We start from the raw sequence: 16,480 nt of genomic DNA on the forward strand, positions 1-16,480 counted from the left end.
AGCTAATCAATTGACATTAAAATTGTTGATCAATAAAATACATCAATGAGGCGATTGCCGCACACCCCAACTCCAATTCACGTTTATTGACATTTTCGAATACATCGCTGGGAGCATGGTGAAAATCAAAATAGCGTTGGGAATCAGGAACGAATCCGAACAACGGAATACCCGGAAAATGTTTTTTCAGCGGAGAAATATCGACGCCCCCATACCCTTTCTCAAAAATATGCAATTCATACGGTCGCATAGCCGGTTCGAGATTTTTCAAAAAAGTCAGCTTATCCTCCGGTCCGTCGCAGTGAAATCCCCTCGGTGCAAAACCTCCCCGGTCACTCTCAATCGCTGCAATGTGTTCTTCTCCTTTATCTTTGACCCACCTGGCATAATTTTCCCCTCCCTGATTTCCGTTTTCCTCATTCATAAAGAAAACAACCCGCAAGGTATGCTTTGGTTTATAATTCAATTGTTTCAGAATGCGTAATGCTTCCAGTGAATGCATCACTCCTGCCCCGTCGTCGTGTGCTCCTTCACCTGTATCCCATGAATCCAGGTGCCCGCCCACGGTAATAATCCGGTTGGGAAAAACAGTCCCTTTCAGTTCCGCAATTACATTATAGGAAGGAACCATTCCATAATCCTGGCAGTTCAACTTCATAACAAATTGTGCCTTCTGTGTTTTCAGCAATGCACTCAGTTTCTCAGCATCACTTGTAGAAATGGCTGCTGCAGGAATTTTTTTCACTGAGTCCACATAATTCATCATACCGGTATGCGGGTGTCCGTCAACCGGCATTCCGATGGAACGGATAATCACTCCTTTTGCGCCTAATTTTGATGCTTCTACTGCTCCGTAACCACGAATGGCGTAACATCCCCCATATGCCTTAAACGTAACAATATCCTGTTCGTTCATCGGTTGATTCAGGAAAACAATTTTATTTTCGACCTGTTTCCGGGTTGCTTTCTTCAACTCATCCAGGTGTTTGAATTCAACAACATCAGCCTCCAGTGTACCGTCTGTAGCAATACTTCCTCCCAATGCAAGCAGGTTAACTTTATGCAGTAATTTATCTGATGTACGAATCCATCCCGCTTCGGTTGTTCCTCGTTTCCAATACGGAACCATTACCGGCTGAAGGTAGACCTGATCAAATCCATAGGATTCGAATAGTTTTTTCGACCATTCCACTGCCATTTCAGCTTCGGCAGAACCTGACAAACGCGCTCCGATGTCCTTACAAAGGCTTCTTAAATTCTCATAGGCATGCCCTTCTGACAAAGCAACATTGTATATTTTCCGAATGAATGCAGAATCTGACTGCTGAGAAAAAACAGAGAAATTCAGCAACAATAGCAATAATAATATACGCATAAAAAGAGTTTGTGACGAATGTACTAAAAAAATAAACAATGCGATGAATTGCACCCCGAAGTCATGCCGGGTTGTTGCATTTCTCCCTACTTTGGGGAAAAACGCCACAAATTGAATCAACATGAATAAAAATAAGTACATAAAAATCAATATATTAATTAAACAAAGCAGCAATGGCATCATTTTGCGAAGTGGTATTGGTAAGAAATTAATTTAAAGTGAAGCGTTATGAAAAAATTATTTTTAATTGCCGGTTTTTCGATAGCATCAATGGCGATCTATGCGAATGTCAACACAGAAATGACAACAAACAATGTATTCATTGAAGTTGACGACAAAGGAAAGGTTGAAATCAAACCAGAGGAACTTCCGAAAAATACCCTTGCGGCATTGGGAGAAGTAAAAATTGAAAAAGCATTCCGTTTATCCGACGCTGAAGGAAATGTTTCCGGGTACGAAGTAGTCGTGAACGACGGACAGTCCAGCAAAACGATCCTTTTCGACAAAAGTGGAAATGCTCTGAAATAAATTTCCATTAATTTAAAAACCAGATAGACCGCTTTTTTCCAGTAAAGGAGCGGTCTATTTTGTTTCATTACTTTTTTTAACGATTTTTAGTTTTTACGCAATAAGGTGTTTTCTGTATTTTTGTATGAAGATGAAAAAAATACTAATCGTTGATGACGATGTAACTTTTTGCCTGATGTTAAAGAGTTTCTTGTCTAAACAAAGTTTTGATATCTACACTTCCGGAAATGTTAACAGTGCATTAGAGTTGATCTCCGAATTTTCATTTGATCTGATCCTGACGGATTATCAAATGCCTCAAAAAAACGGAATGGATTTGCTCAGGGAAATTGTGAAAAGAGGCGTGACAACACCTGTTGTAATCATGACCAGTCACGGGGATATCCGATTAGCGGTTAAAACAATCAAAACAGGAGCACACGATTACCTGACAAAGCCCATCAACCCGAGTGAATTACTTGAATTGGTAAAAAGTATCCTGCACCAAAATGAAACAACAACGCAACCTGTAGCTGTAAGCTTTAAGAAGAAAAAACAGGAGCGAACATTCATTGAAGGGATTTCTCCTGCCTGGCTAAAAGTAAAAGAAGAAATCAACACCATTGCTCCGACGAATTACTCTGTCATTATTGAAGGTGAAAGCGGAACAGGGAAAGAGTTTGCAGCCCGGAAAATACATGAATTGAGTAACAGAGCCGACAAGCCGTTTGTAGCCATTGATTGCGGAACGCTTTCCCAGGAAATGGCCGGCAGTGAATTATTCGGACATGTCAAAGGATCATTTACCAGTTCAGTAGCTGATAAAACAGGTCAATTCGAGTTGGCACATACCGGAACCCTGTTCCTGGACGAAATCGGAAACCTGAGCTACGATGTTCAGATCAAATTGCTGCGTGCCATCCAGGAACGCTCCATTCGTAAAATCGGGGGAAACAACGATATTTCCATCGATGTACGGATTATTGTTGCAACGAATGAAAACCTCAACAGGGCCGTCGCGGAAGGAACATTCCGGGAGGATTTGTACCATCGGCTCAATGAATTTAAGATCAACCTTGCTCCGGTCAGGGAACGGAAGGAAGACATTCCGTTGTTTGCCGATTTTTACCTCCAACAATGCAACGAAGAATTAAATAAATCCCTCAAAGGATTTGACCCCGATGTTGTTCGGTTATTCAGAAATTATCCCTGGCCCGGAAACCTGCGGGAGTTGAAAAATTGTGTTCGCCGTTCCGCGTTGATGACAAAAGGAGAAGTCGTTGACAAAGAAAGTCTTCCTTCAGAAATCAAAGCATCCGTTGCACCGGATCCATCTGTTGAACTCAACACCGTCGATCTGAAAGTACTTTCTGAACACCTCGAGAAGGAAAAAATCATACAGGCACTCAACGATGCCCGTTTCAATAAAAGCAAAGCGGCAAAAATGCTGAACATTGACCGAAAAACGTTGTATAATAAAATGCGGGATTACGACCTGTAATTCAATCCAGTTGCTTCAGGTCTTTCTCAAGGCTGGTTAAAATTTCAGCAACAACCTGTTTCAAACCGGCAATGTGATCGGAAATTTCTTGTTGAGTGAGTTCTTTTTCTTCAGTAATGGATTCCAGGCAACTCAGAATGCGGATTACTTCATGCGCTTCCAGCTGACCGAAGGTATTTTTCAGTTTGTGTGCTACTTCACTGATTTGATCCCGGTTTCCCTGTCGGAGAAATTGCTCCATTTCCATCAGTTCATTTTGGGTTTGGGCAATGAATGTTTCAATAAACATACGCAGTGTCGTTGCATCATTATTGGCAAAGGCGATGAAATTATTCAGCGTATATGCGTCTGTTTCTGAAACCGGATGTATTGTTTCACCGGTTTCTTCTATGGAGCGACACAGCACCTCGAGCAACTCTTTTTTCTTAAACGGTTTGGGAAGCATTTCATACGAAACAGGCTCCTTGATTTCAACGGTTAAATTCCCCGAACAGATGATCAGACGAATGCCCTTGTTCAATATATTCTCATTTCCGTTTAATCGTTCCACTAATTCATACCCGCTCATTTCAGGCATATTGAGGTCGAGTATCAGGATGTCAAACTGTTTTTCCTGTAACAACTGCCATGCTTCAACAGAACTATGGCAAATCGTATACTCAATTCCCCACTGATTAAACAAAGGGGACAGCACAACAGGAATCATTTTATCGTCATCAGCTACCAATAGCTTTTTTCCTTTCAATTGACCAACTGCCGCATAATTAATTGTATCCCGCACCGGGTACTCCGCTTCTTTTGCTTTTCGGTAAGGAATCCGGAATGAAAATACAGATCCCTTTCCCGGCTCGCTTTCCATCCAGATTCTTCCTCCCTGGAGTTCAACTATTTTTTTACTAATCGACAAGCCCAGTCCGGTGCCTCCGAAGTGCCGCTGAATGGCCTGATCCGCCTGCGTGAAATCGTTAAATATTTCACTTTGTTTTTCAGCATCAATTCCGATTCCCGTATCTTCGACATCGCAATGAATATAATAACAGCTTCTGGCTTCTGTGACTGAAACACTGATTTTTATATGTCCTTCATGTGTAAATTTAAGGGAATTACTCAGCAGATTGATCATCAATTGCTTCAATCGAACGGGATCACCCAGAAAAAAGGTTTTCTCCGGGATCAATCCATTCCAATTGACCTCAGCAAGCAATTCCAGCCGCTTGTCATTGACTCCGTGCTGAAACATCTGCAATACTTCATCAATAATTGATTGAACAGAAAAACCAATCTGTTCAAACTTCAGTAATCCTGCGCCGATTTTCGACAGATCAAGGATGTCATTGACAATATCTCTCAAATGCTCCGAGGAAGTAATAATGGCATTTAATTTCTCTTTATCTTCACCGGACTCTCTTCTACTTAGTTGTTCTGAAAGTCCGATAATATTGGTAAGTGGTGTCCGAATTTCATGGCTCATATTGGCAAGAAAGTCCTCTTTGGCTTTTGCAAGTCGTTCCGTTTCAATTTTTTCCTTTTCCAGCATTGCCTTGTAATAGCTACTCCTGGAAATATCCGAAAAAACGAAGTGACCAAAGACCAGGGAAATAAACAAACAGACCAACAAAATATATAACAACTGCTTGGAAGCATCTTCTGCCATGACTTTGGATACTGACAGTTTTTGGTTGATCATTTTTTTATTTTCAACATCGATCACCGATAAAATATGGTTGATCTTCGCAACAAGCAGCGCCTGTGTTTCCAGCAATTTAAGTTCCGTTGTCCGCAGTTTCTTTTTTTGATAGTTTTTGGTTCGTTCCGCATCAGAAATTGTTTCTTTTACTTTTCCGATCAACTCTTCCATTTGCCGGTAATAAGCTGTATCAATCTCTGTATCGACAGAAATTTCGGTAATTGTTTTTGTCAGACCAGTACCTTCATCCGAGGTATTTTTCCCTTTTTTATCCTTTGATTTTTTCGTTCTTTTTTTGCGCGAAGAGGATTTATCATCCAAACCATTTTCTGTATCAAATGTATTTTCTTCCTTTCGTTCAGTCGTTTCTTTAATAATCTTAACACTGGAATACGGGATGGATAAATTAGCTTTTGACAGCGAATCTTCTGCCAGTGAGATCAATTGAGAAATCCCATTAAAATCATTTTTCCGGGACAAATCGTTCAATAAAATCCAGGTATCAATTGAACGCAGGTATTCTTTGAAGTAATGTTTAATGGAATCCGTTCCGGCGTCTTTCAATTGTTCATTCAGGGTATTGATCTTTTTAGAAACTGCCGCCCGCTCCTGGATGTATCGTTCATAATCTGCTCGCTTAAACGTGTTGGTATAGATTGTCGAATAGTTATTAATCTGTACAATTCCCCTGGAAATTTCAGTCGCTACTTCCAGCTCCTGGTTGTCTTCACTCATCGTTTCAACAGAATGAATAATGGCGTCAAAACTTCTGTAAACAAGGAAAACCGAAAGCACAAATACAACCAACATGAAAGAATAACCTGCCGCTACCTTTAATTTGGTTTTCTGTAAATTAAATTGCTGCGGATTATTCTTCATTAATACGAACCTGGTTTAACATCTGCCCGTGTTAAAGATATTATTTTGCCGGCCATCAGCAAAATTAATTCCATCAACAATTGTTAAGGAATCTAAAAAAACTATGGTAGTTCTTTGAGGTTATCCAGGGCCCATCGGTGATTTTTTTTGATCGACAGGATTTTAAGGTAATACCTTCTGGCGGTTGTATATTCTCCGGAAAGATGTGCATCATAAGCCAGGATGGCAAGTTGATCAATTTGCACCAACTTGTAATTCTCCTGCGCCAGATGATTAGACGGATCAATGTGAATGGCCGCCTGGTAATATTTTTTTGCTGTGTTCAGTTCATGCTTTTTGTGGTAGGCGATTCCTTTGGTACATTGCCACTGACTGGACCAGGGAGCATAGAACAATGTGGATGCAGCAATGGAAAAAGGCAATCCGAACAGAAGCAATAACTGCCACCTGATAGTACTCTCTCGCTGACTAATCCCCATCAGGAATCCCCAGAAAACACCTCCTATCTTTGCTTCAATGGCAATTTCTTCACCAAACAGCTGATTATTCACAATCATGAAAATCAAAAGGAAAAACAAGGCAATTCCAAATACATACATGTACTTCATCTTAAAACGCTCATCCCGAAATGACATGATGAGAATTAACACATAAAATCCGAATAACGCACTTGAAATGCCCAATCCGGCATCGTCTGTAAGTGTCAATTGGATCATCGATCCGAAAATGGAACTGACCAGTCCGAAAGCAGCCATTTTAACCCATCCGATACGCCGCTCGATAAACGCGCCAAACAACCACAAACCAACCAGGTTCGCAAGCAAATGCAATAAATTAATATGAATCAGATTATTGGTAATCACACCATACACATGCCCGGAATAAATTTGTGTCGCATACGGAGCTCCGAAATATTCCAGGTACTTCGGGGCCACTTCAATGCTCCCCGAAAGTATAGCCATCACAACATAAACACATAGCAGCAACAACGAAAACAACGTTGTAAACCAGGGAAAGTGTTTATGCTCTGTAGATTCAATCATAGTTAGACGACTCACACAAAATTAACGTATAATTTGATTCACCGATTGTGTTTGCAGCCTAATATTTCAGAGAATATTAAAAATCGGTCACCAGCTGGTATTTTTCGATCAGTTTTCGCAGGTTAATCAATGCATATCGCATCCGGCCAAGTGCCGTATTGATACTGATATCTTCCATATCTGCAATTTCCTTGAAAGACATATCCTGGAAAATGCGTTGCTTTAATATTTCGCGTTGGGAATCCGGCAGGTGTTCAATCAGGTTGACCATCTGGTTTTTTAATTCATCCATTGTAATCTGATCCTGTACATTGAGCTCTTCCAATGCCAGTGTACTGAAGATGTTAAACTCTTCATTTTTAGAAGAAGTTTCTGAAATCATGCGTACTTTATTCGCCTTTCTGAAGTGATCAATCACCAGATTGTGTGCAATCCGCATCACCCAAGGAAGGAATTTTCCATCTTCGTTATAGGAACCCAGTTTGATTGTACGAATGACTTTAATGAATGTCTCCTGAAAGATATCTTCAGCAAGCAACTGATCTTTGACTTTTAATAAAATATACCGGTGGATTTTATCCTTGTGACGCATAACCAACACCTCAAAAGCCTTTTCGTTTCCATCGATGTAGTCTCTTACCAAGACACTATCGTCTAAATAATTCATAGCCATAATACTCAATTTAGGTTTTTGAATCCCTTTTTATAAATTCTTCAACTGTTCAAAATGAGTAAAATCTGCTATAGGCGATGTTTTATAAATGTTATACGAATTGCTAAGGTAATGCATTTTTTTGAACACGGCTAAAAAAATGTGAAAAAATGTGAAAATAAAAGTTAGCCTTGTCTAACTATTTATTATTTTTGCACAAAACACCAGCGACACATGCACGAGATTTATGAATTCTTCCGGGAAGTACACCCTGTAACGGGAGCCCTGATCGCAACAACTTTTACATGGCTTGCAACTGCAGCCGGAGCAGCTCTGGTATTTCTTTTTAAAGGAGCAAACCGGGGTGTACTGGACGCCATGTTAGGATTCACGGGCGGGGTAATGATTGCTGCCAGTTTCTGGTCGCTTTTAAGCCCTGCAATAGAGTTATCAGAAGAAAGCTACCCGGCGTCACTAAAATGGGTTCCTGCAGCTGTCGGATTTCTGGCAGGAGCATTGTTTCTGTTTGCGCTGGATAAAAAATTGCCCCACCTTCACATCAATTTTAAGAAAGAAGAAAAGGAAGGGGTAAAAACACAATTGCATCACACAACCTTAATGGTACTCGCAATCACCCTGCACAACATCCCGGAAGGATTAGCAGTAGGCGTCCTCTTTGGCGCTGCGGCATCGGGAACAGAAGAAGCATTGATCGCCGCCATCACACTGGCAATCGGTATCGGGATTCAAAATTTCCCGGAAGGGTTTGCCGTCGCAATGCCCCTCCGAAGAGCAGGCGCATCCCGGTTGAAAAGTTTCTGGTATGGCCAGTTATCTGCAATTGTAGAGCCCATTGCGGGAGTGATCGGAGCACTGGCTGTTATTTACATCGAACCGATCCTGCCCTATGCACTGGCATTTGCTGCAGGAGCAATGGTATACGTCGTCGTCGAAGAAGTAATCCCTGAAACACAGCGCGACAAATACACCGACATCGCTGTTTTGGGATTTATCGCCGGATTCACAGTAATGATGATCCTGGATGTTGGATTAGGATAAAAGAATAATTGTAACTTTGGGAGCAATTAAAATTCCGTTCAATCTCATGAAAGTCCTGTTAAGCACCTTTGCCCTCTTATGCATCCTGTGGTCCTGCTCAGAAAAGACACCTGTACCTAAGCCTCCGTTGTACTTGCGTACAGAACTTCCCGAGCACGAATATGTTGTTTTCAGTGACAATTGCCCTTACACCTTTGAAGTATCCAAACTATATACGGTCAAAAGTGTGCAACCGGGACAAGCGGCAGCGAGTTGCCATAAAGACATTGACCTGGGACCTTTGAACGGCATTATTAATTTCTCCTACATCCATATGACGGAGTCACTTGGAACTTATGTCAATTACTCCAATGACAAAGTCGGTGAACACAAGATAAAAGCAACCGGTATTGAGACGGAGAACTTCATTTACCCCGAAAAACGGGTATTCGGCACAATCTTTAAATTACAGGGAGATGTTGCCACACCATTTCAGTTCTACCTGACGGATTCAACTGAAAATTTCGTGAGCGGGGTTGTTTACTTTAACAGTGTCCCCAATTACGATTCACTTCGTCCTTCGTTAAATTACCTGGAAAAAGACCTCTACCACCTGATTAACACATTTGAATGGAAATAAAAGCAGCGGTTGCTTATTTATCCCTGGGAACTAATCTCGGCAACAGGAAACACAATCTTTCCGTTGCAATAAAAACACTGGCAAAAGAAGCCGGATCGATCACACGGGTTTCTTCCGTCTATGAAAGCAAGGCATGGGGATACAGTTCCACCAACAATTATTACAACTGTTGCATTGCCATCACTACCCCCCTGTCTCCACATAAATTACTCGAAATAACCCAAACAATTGAACAATCAATGGGACGGATAAAAACAGCAGAATATGCCGATAGGGTGATTGATATTGACATTTTATTCTATGACAACCTGATTATCAACGAAACAGCACTGAAAATCCCGCATCCACATCTGGAAAAAAGAGGTTTTGTGCTGTTACCGTTACAAGAGATCGCACCCGATCTCTGTCATTATAAACATTTTTTAACAATCGCTCAGTTATGCAGTAACCAGCAACAACTCGGTGAAACTTATAGGGTTGATGGTTTTAAAACCGAAGATATTATTAATTGACAAAATCTTTGGAAAAGAATATTTTTTATTTAGATTTGCAAACAATTGGTAAGAATTTATACGTTGAGAATTATGAAAAAACAAAGTATCAAAGGTTTAGCGTTTATCGCGGTTGCAGGTTCTTTAGTTACAAGCTGTGACTTATTGAAGGACCTGGACTATACAGTTACGCCAGATCCATTAGAAATGCATGGAGACTCTGTGAGAGTTAAAGTTGATGTAACATTCCCTGAAAAAGGTATCAAGAAGAAAGTTTCTGCTGAGATCAATCCTTCTATTGCTTCTACACAATTGAAGCCATTGATGGTTCAAGGAGAGAAAGCAACAGGAAACGGAACTGTTATCCAATATAAAGCCGGAGGAAAAGTTACTTACACCGATGTTGTTCCGTACAAATCAGACATGGAAGCGTCTGCATTGTCTGTAACAGGAAAAGTTTTCAAAGGAACAAAAGAAAAAGAACAATTGGATGTGATCAGAATTGCTGACGCTACAATTATCACTCCGTACCTGGTTAACAAAGATTTCCGTGTTATTTACGAAGCGGATCAATTCAAGCGCGTTACTGAGGAGAAGCAATTTGCTCAAATCAATTACGAAAAAGGAAAATCAAATGTTCGCCCTGCGGAATTGAAAGATAAAGACATCGTTGAATTGCAAAACTGGTTAACAAAAGTTCAACCAAACGCAAAAGTAAACATCAAATCAATTGAAATCGTTGGATACGCTTCACCGGAAGGAGAAGAAGACAAAAACAACACTTTGTCAACGGATCGTTCTAACACAGGAAAAGAGACGGTTCTTGGGGTAGCGAAAAAAGCGAAAAATGACAAAGCTCAGACAGAGATATTCAGCTTGAAAGGAAGCGGTGAGGACTACGTAGGATTCAAAAGAGAATTGCAAGCTTCTAAATTCAACGAAGATGAAAAGAACCTGATCTTGCGTGTTTTAGAAATGTACAAAGATCCTGTTAAACGTGAAGAAGAAATGCGTGCAATGGGTAAAACATTTACACAATTGGATAAAGACATCTTCCCGTTATTGCGTCGTTCTGAAATCTACGTTGTATATGATTTGACAGGATATTCTGACGAAGAATTGAAAGCTATTTCAGTTTCCAATCCGGATTCTTTGAAATTGGAAGAGTTGTTATTCACAGCAACATTGACAAACGATTTGAATGAGAAATTGAGACTGTACCAGGTAGCCGCTAAAAACTTCCCGCAGGATCACAGAGCGTTCAACAACATCGGTGCTGTTTATTACGAGCAAAACAAATTGGGTGAAGCAAAAGCACAATTTGAAAAAGCAAACGGAATGAAGGACAACGCAATCGCTAAAAACAACCTGGGAGCAATCGCAGGTGTTCAGGGAGACCGAGCGAAAGCAAAACAATTGTTCGGACAAGCAAACGGAGCTGGTGCTCAGGTAAATTACAACAAAGGAATCCTGGATATTCAGGACGGGAAATATGCATCAGCAGTTTCTAACTTTGGTTCTGAAGCAACTTTCAACAAAGCGTTGGCTCAATTGTTGAACGGTGATAACGCAGGTGCAACAAAAACAATCGACGGTTCTGACGATGCTGAAAGCGCACAAGGTTATTACCTGAAAGCAATCGCAGCGAAGCGTGACAAGAAAGACGCTGAAGCGACAAGCAACATCAGCAAAGCAGCAGCAAAAGACGCTTCTTTCGGAGAAAGAGCTACACGCGACAGAGAGTTTGTTACTCCTGTAGCAGTAGAAAAAGCAGCGGCGGCAGCAGCTGACAAGAAATAAAAGCACGTATTTACGATAAAAAATCCCGCTGAATAAATTTCAGCGGGATTTTTGTTTTCATACAAATTTCATTAACCTTTAATATGTTAATAAATTTACGTCGTATTTGATTTTAATCGTGCGATTCTGCTTACATTTGTCCCATCATTTTAAATTGTAAATTAATAGATATGGCTCGAGACATATTTCAAAAAATAAAAGAAAACAGAGGTCCGATCGGAAAGTATTCCAAAGGAGTACATGGTTATTTTACGTTCCCTAAACTGGAAGGAGAATTGGGTCCGAAAATGATTTTTAGAGGTAAAGAATGTTTGGTGTGGTCACTCAACAATTACCTTGGGCTGGCAAACCACCCGGAAGTAAGAGAAACAGACGCCAAAGCGGCGGAACAATATGGTATGGCTTACCCGATGGGGGCCCGCATGATGACAGGTCAGACAAGTGAACACGAAGCATTCGAAAATGAAATTGCCGAGTTCATGGGAAAAGAAGATGCAATCTTGCTGAATTTCGGTTACCAGGGAATGGTTTCCGCGATCGACTGTCTGACAGACCGAAATGATGTGATTGTATACGACAGTGAATCACACGCATGTATCCTGGACGGAATGCGCCTTCATACCGGAAAACGTTTTGTATTCCAGCACAACGACATGGAAAGTTTCGACAAGCAGATGAAAAACGCAACTGCTCTGGTTGAAAAAACAGGTGGAGGAATTCTTGTTATTACGGAAGGAGTTTTCGGAATGGCAGGAGACCAGGGGAAATTAAAAGAAATCGTTGAATTCAGAAAATCCGGGAAATATGACTTCCGTATTTTTGTGGATGATGCACACGGATTCGGAACACTTGGAAAAACAGGCCAAGGTGCTGCTGAAGAACAAGGAGTACAAGATGAAATAGATATCCTGTTCGGTACGTTTGCAAAATCATTTGCTTCCGTAGGAGGATTCATTTGTGCCGAAGAAAGCATTATTGAGTTTTTCCGCTACAACATGCGCTCACAAATGTTTGCAAAAGCATTGCCGATGGTCAATACAATTGGTGCGCGTAAACGATTGGATTTATTGAAAAAGCATCCGGAATACAAAGATAAATTGTGGGAAATCGCGAATGCATTGCAATCAGGATTCAAAAAAGCAGGATTTGACATCGGAAAAACCAACTCATGTGTCACACCGGTTTTCATGAAAGGAAACCTGGCTGAAGCGACCAACCTGACATTTGACCTGCGTGAAAATTACAATATTTTCTGTTCAATTGTCATCTACCCGGTTGTACCGAAAGACACCATTATGCTACGTATTATCCCTACAGCGTCTCACACATTAGAGGATGTAGAATACACCATCGAAACATTCAAGAAATTGAAAGCAAAACTGGACGGCGGAGAATACAAAGCCGAAGAATTGGCAACAGTAGAAGTTGACAAGAAAAAATAAGAACTCATTAAAGTTAAAAGGCCGTTCAGATGAGCGGTCTTTTTTATTGTCCCTATATGAGGAATCCGTATATTATCTTATTTATTTCTCTTGGAATGAGTGCAATTACGTTATGGCTCACCGAATTTATAGTATTCGGGCATTTCACAGAATGGACAATGCAACACACAGGAAACAGATTGACCTATCACATTCCGTTAATCGACGCTTACCTGTTCAGGTTCTTCCCATTGATTACAGGAATCAGCTTGTTCATGATTGACAAAAACACATCCGTAAAGAAGCTCCTATTAACGATTGGCATTACGTTCATTGCTATTGTATCACTTTTACTGGCGGGTTTCTTTATTACGATATACAGCTGGCCACAAGGGTTCGGCATGAAGTCACGGGTTCAGCCATTTGATCATTATTGGACAGTACTTATTCTCACTGGAATTATTTTACCCATCCTATTCGTTGGTCTTAGAAGGAAGAGAACAAAAAATGACGACGAAATTATTGATAAACTATAAGCTTACTTGTCGCCTATATAAATGGTAGCGATACCTCCCGACACTATTTTTGATCGTACATTCCGGTAGCCAACTTTTGTAAGAATCGCTTCGAAATCTTTTCCTTCCGGAAATGCCTGAATTGAATCAGGAAGATAGGTATAAGCACGTGTGTCTTTCGAAAATAACTTTCCGAAAAACGGGATGATGTATTTTGAATGAAATTTATAGTATTGTTTTACAGGAAACTTCTTCGGCTTGGAAAACTCCAAAATCACTCCTCTCCCACCCGGACGAAGTACGCGAAGCATTTCAGACAGTCCTTTTTCAAGGTTCTCGTAATTGCGCACACCAAATCCAACCGTTAACCCATCAAAATAGCCATCTTCAAACGGCAGGTTTTCAGAATCTCCCAATTGCATGGAAATGATATCGGAAACACCTTTCTGTTTCATTTTCTCTCTTCCCACATCCAGCATTCCTGCCGAAATATCCATTCCGACAATTTCAGTCGGGTTCAACTTTAAAAGTGCCAATGCAAAATCACCTGTTCCCGTTGCCAGATCCAATAAACGCTTTGGTTGAATATCCTTGAGTTGGGCGACCGCTTTTTTACGCCAGATTTTGTCAATTCCTATGGATAAAAAGTGGTTGAGAAAATCATATTTTTTAGAAATGTTGTTGAACATTTCCGCTACTTCCTGCTTTTTGCTCTTATCCTCATCGCCATATGGCTTTACTGCTGTACCCACAACGCTACTGTTTGAAATTTTAAGGTACAAAAATCGGTAAAATATACGGTTTGGAAAAATAATATTACTGAAAAATACATCGATTCAGCCTGCATACCCCTCAACACCTACTACGTGCTATCACAATCGAAGGAAAACGGAAAATCCCATCCGAATATCCTTGTTCTGTCAATATTTTCAACTAATTTTGTGAAAAACTTATTTTATGTTGGTACACGCACACTCCGGACTTCGTTGGATCGTTTTATTACTGTTGGTAGTAGCGGTTTTCAACGCACTTTCTAAATTAAAATCTTCGACGTATACAAACGGAGATCGCAAACTCAACCTATTTGCAATGGTATTTTATCATGTACAGTTTTTACTGGGATGGGTTTTGTACTTCTTCTCCAACAAAGTCTTGTTCATCGATGGATGGATGAAGTCTGCCACAAATGGCGGTATGTATCGTTTTTTCAACCTGGAACATGCATTGATGATGACTATTGCCTTTGTTTTACTGACAATCGGGCATTCAAAAGCTAAAAAAGCCGCTCCCGGGAAAAAGCACAAAACGATTGCTGTATTTTATACAATTGCATTGATTTTAATTCTGGCAGCTATTCCATGGCCGTTCAGAGCTGCATTAGGAGGTTCATGGTTCTAAAAAACGGTTGGTTCATACTTATTTTGTTTGCGCTCGTTTCCTGCGGAAGTGATGTGCAAACCGGCAAATCAGGAGAACGAGGTTCACTTCCTGATGGAGAAACTTTGTACCTTGAAAATTGTGCTACCTGTCATGGAATTGACGGTACACTCGGCAAAGCAGGGTCAAAAGACCTGACGAAAACGACTTTACAGGTTCATGAATTGAAGAAAATTGTTGAAGTCGGAACAAGCAACGGAATGCCGCGTTTCAAAGAAATACTCGGAGGAGATGCGGAAGTAGAAGCCGTTGTACACTATATAATGGGATTTAAACGAATTAATGAGTAACGGACACGTTTTAGTCGACGCGGTAGAGGAACGTTGTGTATTGGTCGGTGTAATCACCTCTGATATCAATGAAGACATCGCCCACGAATACCTGGATGAATTAGAATTCCTGGCAGAAACGGCAGGAGCATTGACGCAACACCGCTTTTTGCAGAAAATGCCGATGCCCAACCCGAAAACCTTCGTTGGAATGGGAAAGCTGGAAGAAATTCACCAATACATTAAAGAAAATGAAATTGATCTGTGCATCTTTGACGATGAACTAAGCCCTTCTCAGCTGCGCAATATTGAACGTACACTGGAAGTAAAAGTACTGGACAGAAACAACCTGATTCTGGATATTTTTGCGTCACGGGCACGGACCTCGCATGCAAAAACACAAGTTGAACTGGCTCAACTGCAATACTTGCTCCCCCGTTTGACCCGTATGTGGACTCACTTGGAACGACAAAAAGGAGGAATCGGAATGCGCGGACCGGGAGAAACTCAGATTGAGACAGACAGACGGATTATCCAGCAAAAAATTTCCCTGCTCAAAAGCCGCTTGTCTGAAATAGATAAACAAATGGCCATCCAGCGGGGAAACCGGGGACAATTGGTGCGGGTAGCATTGGTTGGCTATACCAATGTAGGAAAAAGTACGTTGATGAACCTGTTGTCCAAATCCGAGGTATTTGCAGAAAATAAATTATTTGCAACACTCGATACCACCGTTCGAAAAGTAGTGATCGACAACCTTCCGTTTTTGCTGACAGACACAGTCGGATTTATCCGGAAATTACCTCATCAACTGGTAGAATCCTTCAAATCGACATTAGACGAAGTACGTGAAGCCGATATCCTGGTACATGTGCTCGATCTGGCGCATCCGAATTTCGAGGACCACTACAATGTGGTTAATGAAACACTGAATGAGATTGACAAAACGGAAAAACCAACCATTGTTGTATTCAACAAAATTGATCAGTTTGTATATCAGCCGAAGGATGAAGACGATCTTTCTCCCCGAACAGCGCAGAATTATTCACTCGAAGAGCTGAAAAAAACGTGGATGGCGAAAGTCAATCGCAATATGTGCGTATTTATCTCTGCCCACGAAAAGACCAATATAGAAGAGCTGAAAACCATGCTTTACGAAGAAGTGAAGCGTATTTTCCAGGAACGTTATCCGTACAATGATTTCTTGTATTAAAGCATATTGACA

General features: G+C 40.8%; 16 protein-coding genes. 11 read left to right on the top strand and 5 right to left on the bottom strand.

The window, feature by feature from the left end; genetic code table 11:
• Positions 1 to 16: 16 nt before the first annotated feature.
• Positions 17 to 1,375: a M20/M25/M40 family metallo-hydrolase gene (locus tag H9Y05_RS00075; protein WP_216713158.1), complete on the bottom strand. Its 1,359-nt coding sequence runs from the start codon at positions 1,373 to 1,375 to the stop codon at positions 17 to 19.
• Between the two features lie 228 nt (positions 1,376 to 1,603).
• Between H9Y05_RS00075 and H9Y05_RS00080 the strand changes: the two genes are divergently transcribed.
• Positions 1,604 to 1,903 carry a hypothetical protein gene (locus tag H9Y05_RS00080; RefSeq protein ID WP_216713159.1) on the top strand — a complete coding sequence of 100 codons (300 nt, stop codon included), beginning with the start codon at positions 1,604 to 1,606 and terminating at the stop codon, positions 1,901 to 1,903.
• Between the two features lie 130 nt (positions 1,904 to 2,033).
• Complete coding sequence (locus H9Y05_RS00085) at positions 2,034 to 3,383, top strand: sigma-54-dependent transcriptional regulator (protein WP_216713160.1); 1,350 nt, start codon at positions 2,034 to 2,036, stop codon at positions 3,381 to 3,383.
• Between the two features lies 1 nt (position 3,384).
• Here H9Y05_RS00085 and H9Y05_RS00090 read toward each other — a convergent pair whose 3' ends face one another.
• The 3 genes from H9Y05_RS00090 to H9Y05_RS00100 all read right to left on the bottom strand — a co-directional run bounded on the left by H9Y05_RS00090 (position 3,385) and on the right by H9Y05_RS00100 (position 7,665).
• Complete coding sequence (locus H9Y05_RS00090; protein WP_216713161.1) at positions 3,385 to 5,949, bottom strand: ATP-binding protein; 2,565 nt, start codon at positions 5,947 to 5,949, stop codon at positions 3,385 to 3,387.
• A 101-nt stretch (positions 5,950 to 6,050) separates the two neighbouring features.
• Positions 6,051 to 6,992 (bottom strand): rhomboid family intramembrane serine protease, encoded by a 942-nt coding sequence (locus H9Y05_RS00095; protein ID WP_163492543.1) that lies wholly within the window; start codon positions 6,990 to 6,992, stop codon positions 6,051 to 6,053.
• A 76-nt stretch (positions 6,993 to 7,068) separates the two neighbouring features.
• Positions 7,069 to 7,665 carry an RNA polymerase sigma factor gene (locus H9Y05_RS00100; RefSeq protein ID WP_163492544.1) on the bottom strand — a complete coding sequence of 199 codons (597 nt, stop codon included), beginning with the start codon at positions 7,663 to 7,665 and terminating at the stop codon, positions 7,069 to 7,071.
• Positions 7,666 to 7,878: 213 nt separating this feature from the next.
• Here H9Y05_RS00100 and H9Y05_RS00105 point away from each other — a divergent pair, with 213 nt between their 5' ends.
• The 6 genes from H9Y05_RS00105 (at position 7,879) to H9Y05_RS00130 (ending at position 13,570) form a co-directional block, all read left to right on the top strand.
• Positions 7,879 to 8,703, top strand: a complete 825-nt coding sequence (locus H9Y05_RS00105) for a ZIP family metal transporter (protein WP_163492545.1) — start codon at positions 7,879 to 7,881, stop codon at positions 8,701 to 8,703.
• Between the two features lie 46 nt (positions 8,704 to 8,749).
• Positions 8,750 to 9,322: a gliding motility lipoprotein GldD gene (gldD, locus tag H9Y05_RS00110; protein WP_216713162.1), complete on the top strand. Its 573-nt coding sequence runs from the start codon at positions 8,750 to 8,752 to the stop codon at positions 9,320 to 9,322.
• A complete protein-coding gene (gene folK / locus H9Y05_RS00115) occupies positions 9,313 to 9,834 on the top strand; it encodes a 2-amino-4-hydroxy-6-hydroxymethyldihydropteridine diphosphokinase (protein WP_216713163.1) in 522 nt (173 codons plus the stop codon). Before gldD ends, folK begins: the two co-directional genes overlap by 10 nt.
• A gap of 72 nt (positions 9,835 to 9,906) precedes the next feature.
• Positions 9,907 to 11,613, top strand: a complete 1,707-nt coding sequence (locus H9Y05_RS00120) for a tetratricopeptide repeat protein (protein ID WP_163492548.1) — start codon at positions 9,907 to 9,909, stop codon at positions 11,611 to 11,613.
• 170 nt (positions 11,614 to 11,783) lie between these two features.
• A complete protein-coding gene (locus H9Y05_RS00125; RefSeq protein ID WP_163492549.1) occupies positions 11,784 to 13,055 on the top strand; it encodes an aminotransferase class I/II-fold pyridoxal phosphate-dependent enzyme in 1,272 nt (423 codons plus the stop codon).
• 56 nt (positions 13,056 to 13,111) lie between these two features.
• Positions 13,112 to 13,570 (top strand): hypothetical protein, encoded by a 459-nt coding sequence (locus tag H9Y05_RS00130; protein WP_216713164.1) that lies wholly within the window; start codon positions 13,112 to 13,114, stop codon positions 13,568 to 13,570.
• 2 nt (positions 13,571 to 13,572) lie between these two features.
• Here H9Y05_RS00130 and ubiE read toward each other — a convergent pair whose 3' ends face one another.
• Entirely contained in the window at positions 13,573 to 14,301 is a 729-nt protein-coding gene (ubiE, locus tag H9Y05_RS00135; protein ID WP_216713165.1) for a bifunctional demethylmenaquinone methyltransferase/2-methoxy-6-polyprenyl-1,4-benzoquinol methylase UbiE, read from the bottom strand.
• 205 nt (positions 14,302 to 14,506) lie between these two features.
• Here ubiE and H9Y05_RS00140 point away from each other — a divergent pair, with 205 nt between their 5' ends.
• Genes H9Y05_RS00140 through hflX form a run of 3 tightly spaced genes read left to right on the top strand, consistent with a single transcriptional unit; the run spans position 14,507 to position 16,468 of the window.
• Complete coding sequence (locus tag H9Y05_RS00140; RefSeq protein ID WP_163492552.1) at positions 14,507 to 14,947, top strand: cytochrome B; 441 nt, start codon at positions 14,507 to 14,509, stop codon at positions 14,945 to 14,947.
• Complete coding sequence (locus H9Y05_RS00145; RefSeq protein WP_163492553.1) at positions 14,938 to 15,276, top strand: c-type cytochrome; 339 nt, start codon at positions 14,938 to 14,940, stop codon at positions 15,274 to 15,276. The genes H9Y05_RS00140 and H9Y05_RS00145 overlap by 10 nt, the downstream gene beginning before the upstream one ends.
• A complete protein-coding gene (hflX, locus tag H9Y05_RS00150; RefSeq protein WP_216713166.1) occupies positions 15,269 to 16,468 on the top strand; it encodes a GTPase HflX in 1,200 nt (399 codons plus the stop codon). Before H9Y05_RS00145 ends, hflX begins: the two co-directional genes overlap by 8 nt.
• The last annotated feature ends 12 nt before the right edge of the window (positions 16,469 to 16,480 follow it).

Origin of the sequence: Taishania pollutisoli (assembly GCF_014518315.1) — a bacterium.
GTDB lineage: Bacteria > Bacteroidota > Bacteroidia > Flavobacteriales_D > Crocinitomicaceae > Taishania > Taishania pollutisoli.

Bases quoted from the DNA above. Each gene is read 5' to 3' on its own strand.
- H9Y05_RS00075 (WP_216713158.1), bottom strand. From the start codon at position 1,375: ATGCGTATATTATTATTGCTATTGTTGCTGAATTTCTCTGTTTTTTCT.
- H9Y05_RS00080 (WP_216713159.1), top strand. From the start codon at position 1,604: ATGAAAAAATTATTTTTAATTGCCGGTTTTTCGATAGCATCAATGGCG.
- H9Y05_RS00085 (WP_216713160.1), top strand. From the start codon at position 2,034: ATGAAAAAAATACTAATCGTTGATGACGATGTAACTTTTTGCCTGATG.
- H9Y05_RS00090 (WP_216713161.1), bottom strand. From the start codon at position 5,949: ATGAAGAATAATCCGCAGCAATTTAATTTACAGAAAACCAAATTAAAG.
- H9Y05_RS00095 (WP_163492543.1), bottom strand. From the start codon at position 6,992: ATGATTGAATCTACAGAGCATAAACACTTTCCCTGGTTTACAACGTTG.
- H9Y05_RS00100 (WP_163492544.1), bottom strand. From the start codon at position 7,665: ATGGCTATGAATTATTTAGACGATAGTGTCTTGGTAAGAGACTACATC.
- H9Y05_RS00105 (WP_163492545.1), top strand. From the start codon at position 7,879: ATGCACGAGATTTATGAATTCTTCCGGGAAGTACACCCTGTAACGGGA.
- gldD (WP_216713162.1), top strand. From the start codon at position 8,750: ATGAAAGTCCTGTTAAGCACCTTTGCCCTCTTATGCATCCTGTGGTCC.
- folK (WP_216713163.1), top strand. From the start codon at position 9,313: ATGGAAATAAAAGCAGCGGTTGCTTATTTATCCCTGGGAACTAATCTC.
- H9Y05_RS00120 (WP_163492548.1), top strand. From the start codon at position 9,907: ATGAAAAAACAAAGTATCAAAGGTTTAGCGTTTATCGCGGTTGCAGGT.
- H9Y05_RS00125 (WP_163492549.1), top strand. From the start codon at position 11,784: ATGGCTCGAGACATATTTCAAAAAATAAAAGAAAACAGAGGTCCGATC.
- H9Y05_RS00130 (WP_216713164.1), top strand. From the start codon at position 13,112: ATGAGGAATCCGTATATTATCTTATTTATTTCTCTTGGAATGAGTGCA.
- H9Y05_RS00140 (WP_163492552.1), top strand. From the start codon at position 14,507: ATGTTGGTACACGCACACTCCGGACTTCGTTGGATCGTTTTATTACTG.
- H9Y05_RS00145 (WP_163492553.1), top strand. From the start codon at position 14,938: ATGGTTCTAAAAAACGGTTGGTTCATACTTATTTTGTTTGCGCTCGTT.
- hflX (WP_216713166.1), top strand. From the start codon at position 15,269: ATGAGTAACGGACACGTTTTAGTCGACGCGGTAGAGGAACGTTGTGTA.